Source organism: Aurantimonas sp. Leaf443 (genome assembly GCF_001425575.1).
In the GTDB taxonomy this organism is placed as follows: Bacteria; Pseudomonadota; Alphaproteobacteria; order Rhizobiales; family Rhizobiaceae; genus Leaf443.
Genome location: NZ_LMRD01000001.1, coordinates 237,426 through 256,613 on the forward strand (window position 1 = coordinate 237,426; position 19,188 = coordinate 256,613).

At 69.2% G+C, this 19,188-nt stretch carries 22 protein-coding genes; 13 read left to right on the plus strand and 9 right to left on the minus strand.

The window, feature by feature from the left end; translation table 11 throughout:
* Positions 1-123 precede the first annotated feature (123 nt).
* Together ASG48_RS00975 and aroC are read right to left on the minus strand one after the other, a co-directional pair.
* Positions 124-1,050 carry a histone deacetylase family protein gene (locus tag ASG48_RS00975; RefSeq protein WP_055843955.1) on the minus strand — a complete coding sequence of 309 codons (927 nt, stop codon included), beginning with the start codon at positions 1,048-1,050 and terminating at the stop codon, positions 124-126.
* Positions 1,051-1,192: 142 nt separating this feature from the next.
* A complete protein-coding gene (gene aroC, locus ASG48_RS00980) occupies positions 1,193-2,287 on the minus strand; it encodes a chorismate synthase (protein ID WP_055843958.1) in 1,095 nt (364 codons plus the stop codon).
* Positions 2,288-2,589: 302 nt separating this feature from the next.
* Here aroC and ASG48_RS00985 point away from each other — a divergent pair, with 302 nt between their 5' ends.
* Positions 2,590-2,862, plus strand: coding sequence for a DUF1344 domain-containing protein (locus ASG48_RS00985; protein WP_082529153.1), 273 nt, complete (start codon positions 2,590-2,592; stop codon positions 2,860-2,862).
* 49 nt (positions 2,863-2,911) lie between these two features.
* On the opposite strand, the gene ASG48_RS00990 is transcribed toward ASG48_RS00985, so the two are convergent.
* From ASG48_RS00990 to ASG48_RS01005, 4 genes are all read right to left on the minus strand, one after another.
* Positions 2,912-3,505 carry a histidine phosphatase family protein gene (locus ASG48_RS00990; RefSeq protein WP_055843960.1) on the minus strand — a complete coding sequence of 198 codons (594 nt, stop codon included), beginning with the start codon at positions 3,503-3,505 and terminating at the stop codon, positions 2,912-2,914.
* Between the two features lie 23 nt (positions 3,506-3,528).
* Positions 3,529-4,353 carry an enoyl-ACP reductase FabI gene (fabI, locus tag ASG48_RS00995; protein WP_055843962.1) on the minus strand — a complete coding sequence of 275 codons (825 nt, stop codon included), beginning with the start codon at positions 4,351-4,353 and terminating at the stop codon, positions 3,529-3,531.
* A 156-nt stretch (positions 4,354-4,509) separates the two neighbouring features.
* Positions 4,510-5,481, minus strand: coding sequence for a DnaJ C-terminal domain-containing protein (locus ASG48_RS01000; protein ID WP_055843964.1), 972 nt, complete (start codon positions 5,479-5,481; stop codon positions 4,510-4,512).
* Between the two features lie 137 nt (positions 5,482-5,618).
* A complete protein-coding gene (locus ASG48_RS01005; RefSeq protein ID WP_055843966.1) occupies positions 5,619-6,047 on the minus strand; it encodes an RT0821/Lpp0805 family surface protein in 429 nt (142 codons plus the stop codon).
* Positions 6,048-6,118: 71 nt separating this feature from the next.
* On the opposite strand from ASG48_RS01005, the gene pdxH reads away from it, so the two are divergent.
* A complete protein-coding gene (gene pdxH, locus ASG48_RS01010) occupies positions 6,119-6,739 on the plus strand; it encodes a pyridoxamine 5'-phosphate oxidase (protein ID WP_055843968.1) in 621 nt (206 codons plus the stop codon).
* A 44-nt stretch (positions 6,740-6,783) separates the two neighbouring features.
* Here pdxH and tldD read toward each other — a convergent pair whose 3' ends face one another.
* Both tldD and ASG48_RS01020 read right to left on the minus strand, forming a co-directional pair.
* Positions 6,784-8,199 (minus strand): metalloprotease TldD, encoded by a 1,416-nt coding sequence (gene tldD / locus ASG48_RS01015; protein WP_055843970.1) that lies wholly within the window; start codon positions 8,197-8,199, stop codon positions 6,784-6,786.
* 85 nt (positions 8,200-8,284) lie between these two features.
* Positions 8,285-8,806, minus strand: coding sequence for an invasion associated locus B family protein (locus ASG48_RS01020; protein WP_055843972.1), 522 nt, complete (start codon positions 8,804-8,806; stop codon positions 8,285-8,287).
* 392 nt (positions 8,807-9,198) lie between these two features.
* Between ASG48_RS01020 and coxB the strand changes: the two genes are divergently transcribed.
* From coxB to rnhA, 11 genes are all read left to right on the plus strand, one after another.
* A complete protein-coding gene (gene coxB, locus ASG48_RS01025) occupies positions 9,199-10,080 on the plus strand; it encodes a cytochrome c oxidase subunit II (protein ID WP_055843974.1) in 882 nt (293 codons plus the stop codon).
* A gap of 30 nt (positions 10,081-10,110) precedes the next feature.
* The gene (gene ctaD, locus ASG48_RS01030; RefSeq protein WP_055843976.1) at positions 10,111-11,715 is read left to right on the plus strand and encodes a cytochrome c oxidase subunit I; all 1,605 of its coding nucleotides are present in this window, start codon (positions 10,111-10,113) and stop codon (positions 11,713-11,715) included.
* Between the two features lie 218 nt (positions 11,716-11,933).
* Complete coding sequence (locus tag ASG48_RS01035) at positions 11,934-12,884, plus strand: heme o synthase (protein ID WP_055843978.1); 951 nt, start codon at positions 11,934-11,936, stop codon at positions 12,882-12,884.
* Positions 12,881-13,009, plus strand: coding sequence for a hypothetical protein (locus ASG48_RS01040; RefSeq protein ID WP_055843980.1), 129 nt, complete (start codon positions 12,881-12,883; stop codon positions 13,007-13,009). Before ASG48_RS01035 ends, ASG48_RS01040 begins: the two co-directional genes overlap by 4 nt.
* Before the next feature lie 3 nt (positions 13,010-13,012).
* Complete coding sequence (locus tag ASG48_RS01045; RefSeq protein WP_055843982.1) at positions 13,013-13,636, plus strand: cytochrome c oxidase assembly protein; 624 nt, start codon at positions 13,013-13,015, stop codon at positions 13,634-13,636.
* Positions 13,637-13,796: 160 nt separating this feature from the next.
* Positions 13,797-14,675 carry a cytochrome c oxidase subunit 3 gene (locus ASG48_RS01050; RefSeq protein WP_055843985.1) on the plus strand — a complete coding sequence of 293 codons (879 nt, stop codon included), beginning with the start codon at positions 13,797-13,799 and terminating at the stop codon, positions 14,673-14,675.
* Between the two features lie 80 nt (positions 14,676-14,755).
* A complete protein-coding gene (locus tag ASG48_RS01055) occupies positions 14,756-15,142 on the plus strand; it encodes a DUF983 domain-containing protein (RefSeq protein ID WP_055843986.1) in 387 nt (128 codons plus the stop codon).
* Positions 15,135-15,905, plus strand: coding sequence for an SURF1 family protein (locus tag ASG48_RS01060; protein ID WP_055843988.1), 771 nt, complete (start codon positions 15,135-15,137; stop codon positions 15,903-15,905). Before ASG48_RS01055 ends, ASG48_RS01060 begins: the two co-directional genes overlap by 8 nt.
* Positions 15,906-15,977: 72 nt before the next feature.
* On the plus strand, positions 15,978-16,982 hold the full coding sequence (ispH, locus tag ASG48_RS01065) for a 4-hydroxy-3-methylbut-2-enyl diphosphate reductase (RefSeq protein ID WP_055843991.1): 1,005 nt from the start codon (positions 15,978-15,980) through the stop codon (positions 16,980-16,982).
* Positions 16,983-16,985: 3 nt separating this feature from the next.
* Positions 16,986-17,966, plus strand: a complete 981-nt coding sequence (locus tag ASG48_RS01070; protein WP_055843993.1) for a homoserine kinase — start codon at positions 16,986-16,988, stop codon at positions 17,964-17,966.
* The gene (rnhA, locus tag ASG48_RS01075) at positions 17,963-18,442 is read left to right on the plus strand and encodes a ribonuclease HI (RefSeq protein WP_055843994.1); all 480 of its coding nucleotides are present in this window, start codon (positions 17,963-17,965) and stop codon (positions 18,440-18,442) included. Before ASG48_RS01070 ends, rnhA begins: the two co-directional genes overlap by 4 nt.
* 240 nt (positions 18,443-18,682) lie before the next feature.
* Here rnhA and ASG48_RS01080 read toward each other — a convergent pair whose 3' ends face one another.
* Positions 18,683-19,168 (minus strand): peroxiredoxin, encoded by a 486-nt coding sequence (locus tag ASG48_RS01080; RefSeq protein ID WP_055843996.1) that lies wholly within the window; start codon positions 19,166-19,168, stop codon positions 18,683-18,685.
* Positions 19,169-19,188 lie beyond the last annotated feature (20 nt).

The window sequence follows — 19,188 nt, forward strand, 5'->3', positions numbered from 1 at the left end:
CGTCGAGGCGGCGCGCGTTGGGCCCGTCGCGGACGGGCTCTGGAAGGGCGGGTCATAGCAGCCCGGCGCGGGCTCGGCGACAGGTCCCCGCGCGGCGCGAGCGCCGGCGGGCGGGCCGGGCCATCAGCCCGTCATCATCCGCTTGACGTGGGCGGCGGCCGAGGCGCCGAGGCCCTGCAGGTCGTAGCCGCCCTCGAGAAGGCTGACGAGCCGCCCCCCGGCATGGCGGTCGGCGAGATCGAGGAGCTTGCCCGTCGCCCAGTCGAACTCGGCCTCGCTCAGTTGCAGGCTGCCGAGCGGATCGCGGTAATGGGCATCGAATCCCGCCGAGACGATGACGAGGTCGGGCCGGAAGGCCTCCAGCGCCGGCAGGACGCGCGTCTCGAACGCCTCCTGGAAGGCGATGCGCCCGTCGCCGGCGCGCAGCGGCGCGTTGACGATGTTGCCGGCGCCCGTCTCGCCCTTGGCGCCAGTGCCCGGATAGAGCGGCATCTGATGCGTGGAGGCGTAGAGGACGGACGGATCGGCCCAGAAGATTTCCTGCGTGCCGTTGCCGTGATGGACGTCCCAGTCGACGATCGCCACCCGTTCGAGCCCGTGCACGGCCTGCGCGTGGCGCGCGGCGATGGCGGCGGTGTTGAAGAGGCAGAAGCCCATGGCCGTCGCGGTCTCGGCATGGTGGCCGGGCGGGCGGGCGCAGACGAAGACATTGGCCATGGCCCCGCTCGCCACGTCGTCCACGGCCGCGGTCGCCGCGCCCACGGCGTGGAAGGCGGCGGCGAAGCTGCGCGGGCTCAGCACCGTGTCGCCGTCGACGCGCGCCAGACCCTCGTCGGGCACGGCCTTGGCGATCCTGCGCACATGCGGCTCGGGATGGCAGCGCAGCACCGCCTCCAGCGAGCCCTCCGGCGCCTCCGCGCGGTCGAGATGCTGGAAGCACTCGTCCTCGAGGGCGGCCTCGACCGCGCGCATGCGCTCGGGCCGCTCGGGATGGCCGGCGCCCGTCAGATGCTCGGCGAAGATCGGGTGATGGTAGAGGCGCGTCCTCATCGCGCGCGCCCGCTGGCCGTCCGGCGACCTGTCATCTCACGCGCTCCCTCCCGCGGCCGGCCTCCTGCGCGCCGGCGTCCCGACGAACAGGTAGCGCGGGGCAGGCCGCGCATCAAACCCTTCGAAGGCGGGGAGGGGCGCCTCAGACGCGGCCCGTCTGCCCGCGATGGCGCAGGAAATGGTCGGCGATCGCGCAGGCGACCATCGCCTCGCCGATCGGCACGGCGCGGATGCCGACGCAGGGGTCGTGCCGGCCCTTGGTGGAGACGTCGACCTCCTGGCCGTCCGCATCGATGGAGCGGCGCGGCGTCAGGATGGAGGAGGTCGGCTTCACCGCGAATCGCGCCACGACAGGCTGGCCCGTGGCGATGCCGCCGAGAATGCCGCCGGCATGGTTGGAGAGGAAGACGGGCCGTCCGTCCGCGCCCATGCGGATCTCGTCGGCATTCTCCTCGCCCGACAGGCGCGCGGCCTCGAACCCGTCGCCGATCTCGACGCCCTTCACGGCGTTGATCGACATGAGGTTGGCGGCGATGTCGGCGTCGAGCTTGCCGTAGACGGGGGCGCCGATACCGGCGGGCACGCCGGTCGCCTCGACTTCCACGACGGCGCCGACCGAGGAGCCGGCCTTGCGCACGCGGTCGAGGAGTTCGGCCCAGCGGGTCGCGGTCAAGGCGTCCGGGCAGAAGAACGGGTTGCGTTCCACCTCGTCCCAGTCCCAGCGCGCGCGGTCCACCGCGACGTCGCCGATCTGCACGAGCGCGGCGCGCACGGTCAGCCCCGGGACGACGAGCCGCGCGATGGCGCCGGCCGCCACGCGGGTCGCCGTCTCGCGCGCCGAGGAGCGCCCGCCGCCGCGATGGTCGCGCAGGCCGTATTTCACGTCGTAGGCGATGTCGGCATGGCCCGGCCGGTAGCGCGTGGCGATGTTGGAATAGTCCTTGGAGCGCTGGTCGACATTGCGGATCTCCAGCGCGATGGGCGTGCCCGTGGAGACGAGCTCGCCCTCGCGCGGGCCATCGACCACGCCGGACAGGACGCTCACCGCGTCGGGCTCCTGGCGCTGCGTCGTGTAGCGCGACTGGCCGGGGCGGCGCTTGTCGAGGAAGTCCTGGATGTAGCGCTGTGAGAAGGTCAGCCCCGGCGGCGTGCCGTCTACGATGCAGCCGATGGCCACGCCGTGGCTCTCCCCGAAGGTCGTGACGCGGAAGAGATGGCCGAAGCTGTTGTGCGACATGGGTCCGTGCCGGCCGGGCCGGCCCTTCTGGCGAAGGCCTGCTGGAGAGGGGAAGGCCGGCCTTTGGCCCGAGTGAAAGGCGCGCGGCCGCGTGCGAAGGCGGTTTACGGCAGGTTTACCAAGCCCGTCAAATCGAAGACGCGCAACGCTTCGAAATGGAACGGATCGGTAAAAAACCACATTCCGGGGCGACCTTTCGACCCACGGCTGCGACGATGCGCGGAGCCGGGAGGGGCAGGCGCGGCGACGGGGATCGCCCGCGCTCCCGTTCACTGCGATGCCGACGACCCAGGGTGACAGCCATGACCAGAACCATTCTCGCCTTCTTCGCCAGTTCCTTCCTGACCGTCTCGATGTCGATCCCTTCCTGGGCCGAGGAAGTCGACGGCCTGATCGCGGCGATCGACGAGGAGAGCGAGACGCTGACGCTCGCCGACGGCTCCACCTACCGGCTCCCCACCGACTTCAACTACGGCGCCGTCGGCCCCGGCATGCCCGTGGTGCTGATCTGCGAACCGCGCGCGGCGCGCGTGGCGCTGGAGCCCGCCGCGCTGCGGGTGGTGCGCCAGGCCTGAGGCGAGGCGCCGGGGCGGCAGAGCGTCCCGAAGGGCGCCGGCCCGGCCTCTACAGCCAGCGCGGGTTCCCCTCGGAGAAGGAGAGGAACCGGTCCTGCGGCACGCCCATATGGGCGGCCTCGAGGCTCGGATGGCCTGCGAAGCGGTGCAGGACGGTGCGCACCACGCCGCCATGGGCGACGACGAGGACCGGCCCTTCCAGCGCTTCGAAGACCGGCGCGATGCGCGTCTCGAGCGTGGCGTAGCTCTCGGCCTCGGCGCCGGGCGGCACGTAGTTCCACTTGTCGGCCTTGCGGGCGCGGATCTGCTCGGGATGGCGGTCGCGGATCTCGGCGAGCGTGTAGCCCTGCCAGGCGCCGAAATGCAGCTCCACCAGCCGCGTGTCGGTCTCGTAGCCCGCCGGATCGAGCCCGATCTCGCGGCGGATGATCTCCATCGTCTCGCGCGTGCGCCCGAGGGGGCTGGCGAGATAGCGATAGGCGCCGGCCCGCTCGCCGAGGAGGTCGCGCAGCACTGTGCCGTTGCGGCGCGCCTGCGCGCGGCCGCGGTCGTTCAGCGGCACGTCGCGCTGGCCCTGGATGCGCCCCTCGGCGTTCCAGTCCGTCTCGCCGTGGCGGCAGAGGAGGAGACCTGGGGAAAGCACCGGCCGCGATGCGGCGTCGGCGGTCAGGGCAGGTCCTTCACGACCGAGATGTCGGGCGCGTCCACGGCCTTCATGCCGACGACGTGATAGCCGCTGTCGGCATGGTGCACCTCGCCCGTCACCGAGCGCGACAGGTCGGAGAGGAAGTAGAGGCCGACATCGCCGACCTCCTCGATCGTCACGGTACGGCGCAGCGGCGCGTTGTACTCGTTCCATTTCAGAATGTAGCGGAAGTCGCCGATGCCGGACGCGGCGAGCGTCTTGATCGGACCGGCGGAGATGGCGTTGACGCGGATGGCCTTGGGGCCGAGATCGACGGCCAGATACTTCACGCTCGCCTCGAGCGCGGCCTTGGCGACGCCCATGACGTTGTAGTTCGGCATCACCTTCTCGGCGCCGTAATACGTCATGGTCAGCATCGAGCCGCCGTCGGTCATCAGCTTCTCGGCGCGCTGGGCGACCGCCGTGAAGGAATAGACCGAGATCAGCATCGTCTTGGTGAAGTTCGATTCGCTCGTGTCGACATAGCGACCGGTCAGCTCGTCCTTGTCGGAGAAGCCGATGGCGTGGACGAGGAAATCGAGCTTGCCCCACTGGCGCTCCACCTCCGCGAAGCAGGCGTCGATGGTCGCCGCATCCGCCACGTCGCAATGGCCGACGACGATGGCGCCGAGCTCCCTGGCGAGCGGCTCCACGCGCTTCTTCAGGGCCTCGCCCTGATAGGTGAAGGCGAGTTCGGCGCCGGCGTCGCGGGCGGCCTTGGCGATGCCGTAGGCGATGGATCGGTTGTTGGCCACTCCCATCACGAGCCCGCGCTTGCCCTGCAAGAGACCGGTCGTTGGGGCCATGGCGCTGTTACCTCTACCGCTGCGATACTGCTCGTCGTGTCGCGGCGGTATGGCATAGGGCCAGCGGCCCTTCAAGCCGAGCCGGACGGGCGAACCGGAGGCGAGGCCCCGCGCGAGCCCGCCGCGACGGGGCGCAGAGGCCGGTCCGCCCGTTGCTTAGCCGGCGGCCGGTTCGCGCTCGGCGCGCTCGCGCAGGAAGGCCTCGAGGTCGCGATCCTCCTCGGGCAGCATGATGCGCGTGGAGACGAGGATGTCGCCGCGCGCGCCGCCCTTCTTCGTCAGGCCCTTGCCCTTCAGGCGGAAGGTCTTGCCGGAATTGGTCCAGGGCGGGATCGACAGGGCGATGCGCCCGTCGAGCGTCTCCACCGTCACCTTGCCGCCGAGCACCGCCTCGCGCAGCGGCACCGGCGCGTCCACCAGGAGGTCGCGGCCTTCGACGCGGAACCGCGCATGCGGCACGAAGACGATCGTCACCAGCGCGTCGCCCGCGGGGCCGCCGTCGAAGGGGGAGGGCTGGCCCTGGCCCTTCAGGCGGATCACCTGCCCGTCCTCCACCCCGGCGGGCAGGGCGATGGCGAGCCGCTTGCCGCTCGGGAAGACCGCCTCGACCTTCTCGTCGGAGATCACGTCCTCCAGCCGCACCTTCAGCGTCGCCTTCAGGTCCTCGCCCTTGGAGGCGGCGCTGCGCGCGCCCGCGAAACCTCCGCCCGCGCCCGGCTGCGGGCCGGCGCGCCGGCCGCCGAAGGCCTGCTCGAAGAAGTCGGAGAACATCGATTCCGGCGCGGCGTCGGCCGGCCCGCCGCGCGGGCCGCGAAAGTCGAAACCGCCCCGGCCGGCGCCCCCGCCGAAGGGCGAGCCGCCCGCGCCGAACGGGTTGCCGCCGCCCGAGAAGCCCTGGAACTTCGGCTTGCCCTCGCCGTCGATCTCGCCCCGGTCGTATTGCGCGCGCTTGTCCTTGTCGCCGAGGATCTCGTAGGCCTGATTGGCCTCGTTGAAACGCGCGGCGGCCTTCGGATCGGAGGAATTGGCGTCCGGGTGGTAGGACTTGGCGAGCTTGCGAAAGGCGGACTTGATCTCCTTCTCGCTGGCGGTCTTGGCGACGCCGAGCACGCTGTAGGGGTCGCGCATGGGGCTACGGTGTCCTTCGGGCACGGAAAAGGGGGCGGCGCGGGGGCGGGCCCCGGCCACACGGCTATATGGCAAGGCAATCGTGCGAATTGAAGGCCTGTGCCTGCAGCGGGAGGGGATGGGCGGCCGTGCCGCGCTCAGCCGTTCTCCTGGAAGCGCACGAGCGTCCATTCGCCGTCGCCCCGCGTGCAGGCCTTGCCCTCGTAGAGCGCGATCCCGTCGAAGCGCTGGCGCGAGGTCTTGAAGTTGCGGCACAGATTGCCGCCCTCCTGCACTTCCTGGATGGCGGTGATGACGCCGCTGGTGCCGGTGGCCGAATTGGCCCAGGGCACGTCCGCTTCGCCGAGGCGGGCGATGTCGGCCGCCGAGATGGCGTTGCGCACGGTGCGCTCGTCCGATTCGACCTCCGGGTTCGACGCTTCGCCCGCCGCCGGGACGGGCCGGATCGAGCCGGTGACGAGGCCCGTGTCCACCGCGTCCTCCAGCGAGGGGCCCGCGACGACGCAGCCCTGCAGGAGGCCGAGGGCGACGAGAAGCAGCACGGAAATCGGTTTGAGGCGGGCCATCGATCTCTTATGTGTGCGCCGGACGGCCCTTGCGGGCCGCACCCGCCATCCCAACGGAAGCGATCCCCATCATGTCGACAGAACGCTTAACCCTTGGTGAAAACGACGCCGGCGGCGACCCGTTCGCGCTCTTCGCCACCTGGCTCGGCGAGGCCGAGAAAACCGAGCCGAACGATCCCGGCGCCGTGGCGCTGGCCACCGTCGACGAGGCCGGGCTTCCCGACGTGCGCATGGTGCTTCTCAAGGGCGTCGATCCACGCGGCTTCGTCTTCTACACCAATTTCGAGAGCGCCAAGGGAGCGCAGATCCTCTCGAGCCGCAAGGCGGCCATGTGCTTCCACTGGAAGTCGCTGCGCCGGCAGGTGCGTCTGCGCGGCCCGGTGGAGGTCGTCTCGAAGGAGGAGGCCGACGCCTATTTCGTCTCGCGCCCGCGCGGCAGCCGCCTCGGCGCCTGGGCCTCGCACCAGTCGCGCCCGCTCGACGCACGCGCCACGCTCGAGGCGCGCGTGGCCGAGTTCGAGGCGAAGTTTCCCGACGAAGCCATCCCGCGCCCCGCACACTGGTCTGGCTTTCGCATCGTGCCCTCCTCCATCGAGTTCTGGCACGACGGCCAGTACCGCCTCCACGACCGCATCGTCTTCGAACGCCGGCACCGGGACGGCGACTGGACGGTGACGCGGCTCTATCCGTAAGGGAGCCGCGCTCGGCGGTGCGGGAGCGCGACTGCTCCCGTCCGTCAAGCCTCCGTGCCGCCGACCGTCACCGCGTCCATGCGCAGGTGCGGCTGGCCGACGCCGACTGGAACGCCCTGGCCGGCCTTGCCGCACATGCCGATTCCGGTGTCGAGCTCCATGTCGTTGCCGACCATGGAGACGCGATGCATGGAGTCCGGGCCGTTGCCGATGAGCATGGCGCCCTTCAGCGGCTCTTCCACGCGCCCGTTCCGGATGCGGTAGGCTTCGGTGCAGGCGAAGACGAACTTGCCGGAGGTGATGTCCACCTGGCCGCCGCCGAAGGAGACGGCGTAGATGCCGTCCTTCACGGAAGCGAGGATCTCGGCCGGCTCGTAGGCGCCGCCGAGCATGATCGTGTTGGTCATGCGCGGCATGGGCGCATGGGCATAGGACTGGCGCCGGCCGTTGCCGGTGGGCGAGACGCCCATGAGGCGGGCGTTCTGGCGGTCCTGCATGTAGCCGACGAGCCTGCCGTCCTCGATGAGGACGTTGCGGTTCGTGGCCGTGCCCTCGTCGTCGATCGTCAGCGAGCCGCGCTTCTCGGCGATCGTGCCGTCGTCGACGACCGTGACGCCGCGGGCGGCGACCTGCTGGCCCATCAGGCCGCTGAAGGCCGAGGTCTTCTTGCGGTTGAAGTCGCCCTCGAGCCCGTGGCCGACCGCCTCGTGCAGCATGACGCCCGGCCAGCCGGCCGAGAGGACGATGTCGAACGTGCCGGCGGGCGCGGGCACGGCGGTGAGGTTCACGCGCGCCTGCTGCAGCGCCGTGTCGGCGATGGAGCGCCAGGTCTCGGGCTTCAGGAACTCGCCGAAGCCCGAGCGCCCGCCGGCGCCGAAGGAGCCGGTCTCCTGCCGGTCGCCCTCGCCGCAGACGACCGAGACGTTGATGCGCACCAGCGGGCGCACGTCCTTCACCAGCGCGCCGTCGGCCCGCAGGATCTCGACATTCTGCCAGGAGGCGCCGAGCGTCACCGAGACCTGGCGCACGTCCGGCCCCTTGGCGCGCAGATAGGCGTCGATCTCCTGCAGGAGCTTCACCTTCGCCTCGAAGCCGGGGGAGGGGATCGGATTCTCGTCGCCGTAGAGCTTCTGGTTGGTGCCCTGCGGCGCCTCGGCCATGCGGCCGGAATGGCCGGTCTTCACCGCGCTCACCGCATCCGCCGCGCGCCGCAGCGCCCCTTGCGAGAAGTCGCCGGCATGGGCGAAGCCCACCGCCTCGCCCGCCACGGCCCGCAATCCGAAGCCCTGGTCGGTGGAGAAGTTGCCCGCCTTCAGGCGCCCGTTGTCGAAGATGAGCGATTCGGACTCGCGATATTCGAGAAACAGCTCGCCGTCGTCGGCGCCATGCAGCGTCTCGTTCAGGATCGCGTCGATCTCCGCGCGGGAGATGTCGAAACGCTCGATGAGGGATGCGGCCATCGAAAACTCCCGGCTGACGGACAAACGCGTCCCGTCAGATAAGCCTTCGCGCCGGGACTGCCAATGCGCCCGCGGCGCGCGGGGCTTACGGGAGCGCCTTGAACCCGTCGGCGAAGCCGTTGAGATCGACCGGGATGCCGATGCCCTGCTCGGGCGTCTGGAAGACGATGAAGGTCGCCATCTTGCCACCCGACAGGGTCTCGAGCAGCGGCTCCTCCAGGATCACCTCCGCATAGCAGCCGTCCGAGAAGCAGCGCACGAACTGGGCGCGGCCGATGTCCTTGCCGTCCACATAGAGGCCGAGGCCGTTGGGCAGGAGAATGCCGAGCGGCGCGAGCACGCGCAGGATGCGGGCCTTCTGGTCGGCCGTCTTCAGCGCCACGATCGACAGGCCGATCTCCGGCCGGTCCTCGGCCACGACGTTCTGCAGGAGGGCGCACTGGTCCGCGCTCGCCCCCGCCGGCTGGTCGCAGACGATGGCCCAGGCGCCGTGCTGGGACTTGACCGTGCCGGTCGTGGCGCCCGACTGCGCGAAGGCCGGAGCGCCGAACGCGAGAATCAGCGCGCCCGCGAGGCTGCGAAGGGCGAGGGACGTCAGGGTTTTCATCGTCGGTTCCAATTGCATCCGGGGCAGGACTGTGCGGCGAACATGGCAAACAAATGGTTACCGCCCGCACGGCGGGGCACGGCGGGGCCGGGCGCGGCCGGCGCGGGACGGGGCCGGCGCGAGGGCGGGGCGCCATGCCGCGGCCGCGCGCGGCATGGCCCGCCGGGCCTTGGCGCGCGCCGCGAATTTGTCGCAAGGGCGCCGCCGGCATGGCCCGTTGCCCCGCCCCGCATTTCGTGTTCTGTGACCGCGAGCACCGGAAAATGGCATGCGAATATGTGCGTTGGGGCGCTGGCGTCGGCCGCACCCAGACTGTATTCGTTCCAAAACTTCGGGCCCGCGCCCGGATCGCTTAGGAGAGAATATCGGTGAGACGATCGCTTTTCGCCTCGATGGCCCTTCTGTCGACGGTCGGCGTCGCGGCCGCGCAGGACACTGAGCTCCATCCGGGCCAGCCCCATCCCTGGCAGATCAATCTGCAGGAGGCTCTGTCGCCGATCGAGGCGCAGATCCACTGGTTCTCGAACTACACGCTGGCCTTCATCATCCCGATCACGATCCTCGTGGCGGGTCTGCTCGGCTGGTGCATGTATCGCTTCAGCGCCAAGCGGAACCCGGTGCCCTCGCGCACCAGCCACAACACGACGATCGAGGTGATCTGGACGCTGGCCCCGGTCATCATCCTGCTCTTCCTGGCGATCCCGTCCTTCCAGCTCCTCACCGCGCAGTACAATCCCTCGCGCGAGCCCGAGCTGACGGTGAAGGCCACCGGCTACCAGTGGTACTGGGGCTACGAGTACCAGCCGGCCGGCGCCTCGCCGGAAGCGGCCGCCAGCCCCGTCTCCTTCGAGTCCTATCCGCTGACGGAAGAGGATCGCGAGAGCGCCGGCAAGGGCGACAAGGCCGCCTATCCGCGCCTCCTGGCGGTGGACAACGAGATGGTCGTGCCGGTCAACACGGTCGTGCGCGTCCTCTCCACCTCCGCCGACGTGATCCATTCCTTCGCCATGCCCTCGATGGGCGTGAAGGTGGACGCTGTGCCGGGCCGGGTGAACGAGTATTTCTTCGAGCCCCTGCGCGAGGGCATCTTCTACGGCCAGTGCTCGGAGCTTTGCGGGCAGGCCCATTACAACATGCCGATCGCCGTGCGCGTCGTGTCCAAGGAGCAGTTCGCCACCTGGTACGCCGCGGCCGGCGAGGATCTGACGAACGCGAACGCACAGCTTACCGCCGCCATCGAAGCCGCTTCGGCTCCGAAGGTCGCCGGGCGTTGATCGAGTAGAAGAAGGGTAGAGGAGCTCGACATGGCCTACGGTGCCGTTCACGACGCCCATGACGACCACACGCCCAAGGGCTGGCGTCGCTGGGTCTATTCGACCAACAACAAGGACATCGGGATCATGTACCTGATCTTCGCGATCTGCGCGGGGATCATCGGTGGCGCGCTCTCGGTGGCCATCCGCGCCGAGCTGCAGCAGCCCGGGCTCCAGATCTTCGGCAATCCGCAGGTCTTCAACGTCTTCACCACCGGCCACGGCCTCATCATGATCTTCTTCATGGTGATGCCCGCGCTGATCGGCGGCTTCGGCAACTATTTCGTGCCCGTCATGATCGGCGCGCCCGACACCGCCTTCCCGCGCGTGAACAACATCGCCTTCTGGCTGCTGATCCCCTCCTTCCTGCTCCTCATCCTGTCGATGTTCGTCGAGGGTGCGCCGGGCGCGAACGGCGCCGGCACCGGCTGGACCATGTATCCGCCGCTCTCGACCTCCGCTGGCCATCCCGGCCCGGCGGTCGATCTGGCGATCTTCGCGCTGCATCTGTCGGGCGCTTCCTCCATCCTCGGCGCGATCAACCTGATCACGACGATCCTCAACATGCGCGCCCCCGGCATGACGCTGCACAAGATGCCGCTCTTCGTCTGGTCGCAGCTCGTCACCGCCTTCCTGCTCCTGCTGTCGCTTCCGGTCCTCGCCGGCGCGATCACCATGCTCCTCACCGACCGCAATTTCGGCACGACCTTCTTCTCGCCGGCCGGCGGCGGCGACCCGATCCTGTTCCAGCACCTGTTCTGGTTCTTCGGCCACCCGGAAGTGTACATCCTGATCCTGCCGGCCTTCGGCATCGTCAGCCACGTCATCGCCACCTTCTCCAAGAAGCCGGTCTTCGGCTATCTCGGCATGGCCTACGCCATGGTCGCCATCGGCGTGGTCGGCTTCGTCGTGTGGGCCCACCACATGTACACGACGGGCATCTCGCTCAACACGCAGCGCTACTTCGTCTTCGCCACGATGGTGATCGCGGTGCCCACGGGCATCAAGATCTTCTCCTGGATCGCGACGATGTGGGGCGGCTCGATCTCGTTCAAGACGCCGATGCTCTGGGCGATCGGCTTCATCTTCCTCTTCACCGTCGGCGGCGTCACGGGCGTCAAGCTCGCCAATGCCGGCATGGACCGCGTGCTGCACGACACCTACTATGTCGTGGCGCATTTCCACTACGTGCTGTCGCTCGGCGCCGTCTTCGCGCTCTTCTCGGGCTGGTACTACTGGTTCCCGAAGATGAGCGGCTACATGGTCAACGAGGCCATCGGCAAGGTGCATTTCTGGATGACGTTCGTGGGCGTGAACCTCGTGTTCTTCCCGCAGCACTTCCTGGGCGCCGCCGGCATGCCGCGCCGCTACGCCGACTATCCGGACGCCTTCGCGGGCTGGAACTTCGTCTCCTCGATCGGCTCCTACATCTCGGGCTTCGCGGTGCTGGTGTTCCTCTACGGCATCTACGAGGCCTTCAAGATGAAGCGCGTCGCCGGTGCCAATCCCTGGGGCGAGGGTGCCACGACGCTCGAATGGCAGCTCTCCTCGCCGCCGCCGTTCCACCAGTGGGAAGAACTGCCGCGCGTCCGCTGAGGCGCCCGGCTCCTTCCCCCGGTCTCTAGAACGAACGGTCCGGGGGCGCCCGAGCGCCCCCGGATCCACATCGGTGAGGAGCATGTCTCCTGCCCGGGGCGACGAGCCCCAGACGACCTGCCGGACCGGTCCGGCGGCTTCCCGATCATCGAGCAGGCGCCCACCGATTTGAATGGGCCTGCAGGACAGGATCGAGGCCGATCCACGCGGAGTGCCAGATGACCATTGTCGAGACGAGCGATGCCGGGTTCGAGCCGGTCCGCGCCAGCCTTGCCGAACCGCGCGATTTCTTCGCCCTCCTCAAGCCGCGCGTGATGTCGCTGGTGGTGCTCACCGCCATCACCGGCATGATGTTGGCGCCCGGCCACATGGATCCGACGCTCGCCGTCATCTCGATCCTCGCCATCGCGCTCGGTGCCGGGGCGTCCGGCTCCCTCAATATGTGGTACGACGCCGATATCGACCGCATCATGACGCGCACGGCCAAGCGCCCGGTCCCGTCCGGCCGCGTCACCGAGGACGCCGCGCTCTCGCTCGGCATCGGCCTGTCGATCCTCTCGGTCTCGATGCTCGGCCTCGCCGCCAACTGGCTGGCGGCCGCCATCCTGGCCTTCACCATCTTCTTCTACGCCGTCGTCTACACGATGGGCCTGAAGCGCTCGACGCCGCAGAACATCGTGATCGGCGGCTCGGCCGGCGCCTTCCCGCCGATGATCGGCTGGGCCTGCGTCACCGGCTCGATCGGCATCGAGAGCATCACGCTCTTCCTCATCATCTTCCTGTGGACGCCGCCGCATTTCTGGGCGCTGGCCCTCTTCAAGATGCGCGACTACGAGATGGTCGGCGTGCCGATGCTGCCGAACGTCGCCGGCGAGAAGGCGACGCGCCTCCAGATCCTCGTCTATTCGCTGCTGCTGGTGCCCGTCGGCGTCGCGCCCTGGGCGCTCGGCTTCGCCGGTCCCGTCTACGGCATCGCCTCGGTGATCCTCGGCGCCAACTTCCTGCGCCTCGCCTGGGGCGTCTTCCGCATGGCCGACGGCGACGTGGCGATGAAGCCGGCCAAGCGTCTCTTCGCCTTCTCGATCCTCTACCTCTTCGCGCTGTTCGTGCTCCTCATCGGCGAGGGCGCCTTCGGCGGAACGGCACTGACCCTCGGGAGCCTCCTATGAGCGGCATCCGCCTCACCGAAGCCGAGCAGCGGGCGCGGCGCCACCGCTCCATCGCCATCGCGGTGGTGCTCGTGGCGCTCGTCGTGATCTTCTATTTCGTCTCCATCGCCAAGATGGCGACCTGACCGATGGCCGCGAACAAGAACTCGGGCGCGCGCCGCTGGGTCGTTCCGGTCGCCTGCGGCGCCTTCGCCCTCGGCATGGTGGGCGCGGCCTACGCGTCCGTGCCGCTCTACGAACTCTTCTGCCAGATGACGGGCTATGGCGGCACGACGCAGCGCGCCGAAGCCAATAGCGGCAGGATCGGCGAGCGAGAGATCGTGGTGCGCTTCGACGCGAACGCCTCGCGCGACGTGCCCTGGACCTTCGCGCCGAACGAGCGCGAGGTCGCTGTCCGCCTCGGCGAGACGCGGCAGATCTCCTATCACGTGCGCAACGATTCCGACCGCCGGGTGACGGCGCGCGCGACCTTCAACGTCACGCCCGATTCGGCCGGCGTCTATTTCAACAAGATCGCCTGCTTCTGCTTCAACGACCAGACGCTGGAGCCGGGCCAGTCGGTGGACATGCCCGTCCTCTTCTTCGTCGATCCCGATATCGAGGAGACGGAGGAGCTGAAGGGCCTGCCGGCGATCACGCTGTCCTATACGTTCTTCTCCTCGGAGAGCGAGGGCGGGACGGTGGCTTCCGTGCCGGAGGCGCAAGGGGCGCCCGCGGCGCCGGGCGCCGCGACGGGGACGAACAAGCTCTGACGCCGAACGCCGCCCGAATTGGGCGGGGCGGGCGGAGACGCGCTGGAGGGGCGCGAGAGGCGGCGGCGGGCAAAGCGCCCGGCGCCGAAGCGACACTGGAGTTGACGGGCGGTTTGCGTTAGCGACACTGACCGGAGAGGGAAGAAGCGGGACCGAGGCCATGGCAGACACGCACGTCAAGAACCACGACTATCATATGGTCGATCCGAGCCCCTGGCCGGCCGTCGCCGCCGTCGGCTCGTTCATCATGCTGTTCGGCGCCGTCGGCTGGATGCGCGCGCTCGCCGAGCAGCAGTTCGTCCTCTTCGGCATCGATTTCGCCACGCCCTGGCTGTTCTTCCTCGGCCTCGCGGTCGTGCTCTACGTCATGTACGCCTGGTGGGCGGACACGGTGAAGGAGAGCCTCGAAGGCCGCCACACCCGCGTCGTCTCGCTGCATCTGCGCTACGGCATGATCATGTTCATCGCCTCCGAGGTGATGTTCTTCGTCGCCTGGTTCTGGGCCTTCTTCGATGCCAGCCTCTTCCCGAACGAGGCGATCCAGGCCGCGCGCACCGAGGTGCTCGGCGGCGTCTGGCCCCCCAAGGGCATCGAGGTGCTGGATCCGCTGCATCTGCCTCTGTTCAACACGGTGACACTGCTCCTGTCGGGCACCACGGTCACCTGGGCGCATCACGCGCTCCTCAAGGGCGACCGCAAGGGCCTCATCACCGGCCTCGCGCTCACCGTCCTTCTCGGCGCCATCTTCTCCTACGTGCAATATTACGAGTACGCCCACGCCCCCTTCGCCTTCTCGGGCTCGATCTACGGCTCGACCTTCTTCATGGCGACGGGCTTCCACGGCTTCCACGTGCTCGTCGGCACGATCTTCCTCGCCGTGTGCCTCATCCGCGCATTGAAGGGGCAGTTCACGCCGCAGAAGCATTTCGGCTTCGAGGCCGCCGCCTGGTACTGGCACTTCGTCGACGTCGTCTGGCTCTTCCTCTTCTTCGCCATCTATGTCTGGGGAAGCTGGGGCGGCGTGATCCACGCCGAATAGGCGCGGGACGAGACGTCCGGCACGACATCCGCGAAGGCGGCGCACGGTGCGCCGCCTTTCGCTTTTTGGAGGAGACGCCGTTGAGCGACCATCGCGACCACCCGGTCGTGGCAGACCCGGCCCGGACCGCCATGGCCGGCCGCTGCCCGCGCTGCGGCGAGGGACGTCTCTTCCAGGGCTTCCTCACGCCGGCGAAGACTTGTTCCTATTGCGGCCTCGACCTCGCCTTCGCCGATTCGGGCGACGGGCCCGCGGTCTTCGTCATCCTCATCGCCGGCTTCATCGTCTGCGGGCTGGCGCTGTGGATGGAGGTCTCGCTGAACCCGCCGCTCTGGGTGCATTTCATCCTCTGGGTGCCGCTGACGCTCGTCGTCTGCCTGCCGCTGCTGCGGCTGCTGAAGGGCTGGATGATCGGCCAGCAATACGCCCACAAGGCCGCCGAGGGTCGGCTCGAAATCCGTGACTGAGTCTTCCTCGCGCCTCTCGCCCGCGCCCAGGCTCTCGCGCGCCAAGGTCGCGATCGCGCTCGCCGCCTGCGCGATCGGCACGCTCGTGCTCCTCGTGCTCGGCACCTGGCAGGTCGAGCGGCTCACCTGGAAGCAGGGGCTGATCGAGCGCATCGCGTCGCGCATCCACGCCGCGCCCGTCGATCTCGGCACGGTGACGGCCATGGCCGCCCGCGGCGAGGACGTCGACTACGTGCCGCTCGCCGTCACCGGCCGGTTCCTGCACCAGGGGGAGCGCTTCTTCCTCTCCACCTTCGAGGGTCAGGCGGGCTGGAACGTCTACACGCCGCTCGTCACGGCCCGGAACGAGGTCCTCTTCGTCAATCGCGGCTTCGTGCCCTACGACCTGCGCGACCCTTCCCGTCGCGCCGCCGGTCAGATCGAGGGCGAGGTGGCGGTGACCGGCCTTGCCCGATCCGCGCCGAAGGAGGCGCCGGGCGGCTTCACGCCCGACAACGACCCTGCCAAGAACACCTTCTTCTGGCGCGAGGTCCCGGCCATGGCCGCCGGCCTGGCGCTGCCGGACAAGGCCACGCTCCTGCCCTTCACGCTCGATACCGGGGCAGGGCGCGCGCCGGGCGGCTGGCCGGTCGGCGGCACGACCGTGATCGACATTCCCAACAACCACCTGCAATACGCCATCACCTGGTACGGGCTCGCCGCCGTCCTCGCGGTCATGACGATCGTCACCGTCGTGAAGGGCCGCCGGCCGCCCGAACCTTGACAGGGCGCCGCCGCGTCCCTTCATTCGCCCCGCGTCCGCGATGGACCGCCCCATGACCGGAGCCGTTTCCCCTTGTCCGAGAGCCCCGACCGCCCGTCCCTGACGCTGCGCATGTGCGAGCCGCGCGGCTTCTGCGCGGGCGTGGACCGTGCGATCCAGATCGTCGTCCTGGCGCTGAAGAAATACGGCGCGCCGGTCTATGTGCGCCACGAGATCGTCCACAACCGCTATGTCGTGGAAGGGCTGAAGACGATGGGCGCCGTCTTCGTGCGCGAGCTCGACGGCGTGCCGGACGACGGCCAGCCCGTCGTCTTCTCCGCGCATGGCGTGCCCAAGAGCGTGCCGGCGGCGGCCGAGGCGCGCGAGCTCCTCTATCTCGACGCGACCTGCCCGCTCGTCTCCAAGGTCCACAAGCAGGCGATGCTGCACGTCAAGCGCGGGCGGCACGTTCTCCTCGTCGGCCACAAGGGCCACCCGGAAGTGATCGGCACGATGGGCCAGCTGCCGGAGGGCGCCGTCACGCTGGTGGAGACGGAGGAGGATGTCGCCACGCTCGGCTTCGGCGCGGAGGCCGCGCTCGGCTTCGTCACGCAGACGACGCTGTCCGTCGACGACACCGCCGGCATCGTCGCCGCGCTGTCGCGCCGCTTCCCGCAGATGGAGGCGCCGTCCTCCGACTCGATCTGCTACGCCACGACCAACCGGCAGGAGGCGGTGAAGGCCGCGGCCCCCGGCGCCGACCTCTTCCTGATCGTCGGCGCGCCGAACTCGTCCAATTCCAAGCGCCTCGTCGAGGTCGCCCTGCGGGCGGGCGCCGGGGCCGCCGTCCTCGTGGAAGGGCCCGGCGGCATCGACTGGAGCCTCGTGCCCGCCGGCGGCACCGTCGCGCTCTCGGCCGGCGCCTCGGCGCCGGAGGTCCTGGTCGACGCCATCGTCGACGCCTTCCGCGCGCGCTTCGCCATCTCCATCGACCTCGTGCGCACGGCCGAGGAGAACGAGAACTTCCCGGTCATGCGATCGCTGCGCGAGACGCCGCTCCTTCCGGCCGACATGGCCTTCGTGAACGGCGGAGCCTGACCCATGGCCGTCTATACCGACGTCTCCGAGCCCGAACTCTCCGCCTTCCTGAAGGACTACGATCTCGGCGATCTCCTCAGCTACAAGGGGATCGCGGAAGGGGTGGAGAATTCCAACTTCCTCCTGCGCACCACGGCGGGCACCTTCATCCTGACGCTCTACGAGCGGCGGGTGAATCGCGACGACCTGCCCTTCTTCGTCGGGCTGATGCAGCATCTGGCGAAGGACGGCCTGTCCTGCCCGCTGCCCGTCCATGCCCGCGCCGGCGCGCTGCTCGGCGAGCTTTCGGGGCGCCCGGCGGCGATCTTCACCTTTCTCGAGGGCATGTGGACGCGCCGTCCCTCGGCCGCGCAATGCGGGCAGGTGGGCGCCGCGCTCGCCGCCATGCATGCGAGCGCGGCGAGCTTCGACCTGAGGCGCGGCAACGCGCTCTCGGTCTCCGGCTGGCGTCCGCTGGCGGAGGGCTGCGGGGCGCGCGCCGACGAGGTGGTGCCGGGCCTGGCCGCCGAGATCGAGGAGGAACTCGCCGCCCTGGAGCGGGACTGGCCGGCGGGCCTGCCGTCCGGCGTCATCCATGCCGATCTCTTTCCCGACAACGTCTTCTTCCTCGGCGGCGAACTGTCGGGCCTCATCGACTTCTACTTCGCCTGCAACGATCTCCTCGCCTACGATCTCGCCATCTGCCTCTGCGCCTGGTGCTTCGAGCAGGACGGTGCCTTCAACGTCACCAAGGGCCGGGCGCTGATCGAGGGCTATGCGGGCGTTCGGGCGCTGACGCCGGCCGAACTCGACGCGCTGCCGCTCCTGTGCCGGGGCGCGGCCCTGCGCTTCCTGCTGACGCGCCTCTACGACTGGCTGACCATTCCCGACGGCTCGCTCGTCACCAAGAAGGACCCGCGCGAATACCTGCGCAAACTGCGCTTTCACCGTCAGGTGCGGAGCGTCGCCGATTACGGGGTGGATGCGGAAAGGCTGCCGGCATGAGCGAGGAGGCGCGCGTCGAGGTCTATACGGACGGGGCCTGTTCGGGAAATCCGGGCCCCGGCGGCTGGGGCGCGATCCTGCGCTTCAACGGGGCGCAGAAGGAACTCTCCGGCGGCGAGCCGGTGACGACCAACAACCGCATGGAGCTTCTGGCCGCCATCGAGGCGCTGACGGCGCTAAAGCGCCCCTGCGCCGTCGATCTCCATTCCGACTCGCAATATCTGCGCGACGGGATCACCAAGTGGATCCACGGCTGGAAGCGCAATGGCTGGAAGACGGCCGACAAGAAGCCGGTGAAGAACGCCGAACTCTGGCAGCGGCTCGACGCCGAGCGCCAGCGCCACGAAGTGGCGTTCCACTGGGTGAAGGGCCATGCCGGCCACGAGATGAACGAGCGCGCCGACGAGCTCGCCCGTTTCGGCATGGAGCCCTTCAAGGCGAGCCGTGGGGCTTCGTCTGGACGCCGGCCGGGCTGACCGCCGAAGAGAAGCGGCGGGTGAGGCTGCGTCTATCACGGACGGTCGGAAAGAGGGCCGTCTCGGCTGCCCCCTTCTCCCGAGACGGGAGAAGGGGAAGCGTCGCCGCGACGCTCGAGCTGCAGTCTTCGACCCTTCGGGGTGCGAAGTCCGGGCGGGACCTGTGGCTCGCCCAGGGTTGCGGCAGGGCGATAGGGGCTGGCCGAGCCGATCGACCGACCCCGCCGCGACCTGATCGAATCAGAGCTGTTCGAGGATCACCTCGGCCGTCGACGCCTCGGCCTTGCCCGGCGAGTCCTCGATATTGAGGCTCGTCACCGTGCCGTCCTTCACGATCATCGAATAGCGCTTGGAGCGCACGCCGAGACCGCCGACCGACAGGTCCGCGTCGAGGCCGACGGCCTTGGTGAACTCGGCATTGCCGTCGGCGAGGAACAGGATCCGCTCGCCGGCATCCGCCGACTTCGCCCAGGCGCTCATCACGAAGACGTCGTTCACCGAGACGACCGCGATCGTGTCGACGCCCTTGGCGCGGATCGCCTCGTTATGGGTGAGGAAGCCCGGCAGGTGGTTCATCGAGCAGGTCGGCGTGAAGGCGCCGGGCACGGCGAAGAGCACGACCGTCTTGCCCGAGAAGATCTCGTCCGCCGTGATGTTGGCGGGACCGTCCGCCGTCCGGGTCTTGAACGTGGCGTTTGGCAGTTTCTCGCCGATCTCAATGGTCATGGGGCTCGGATCCTCGAAGG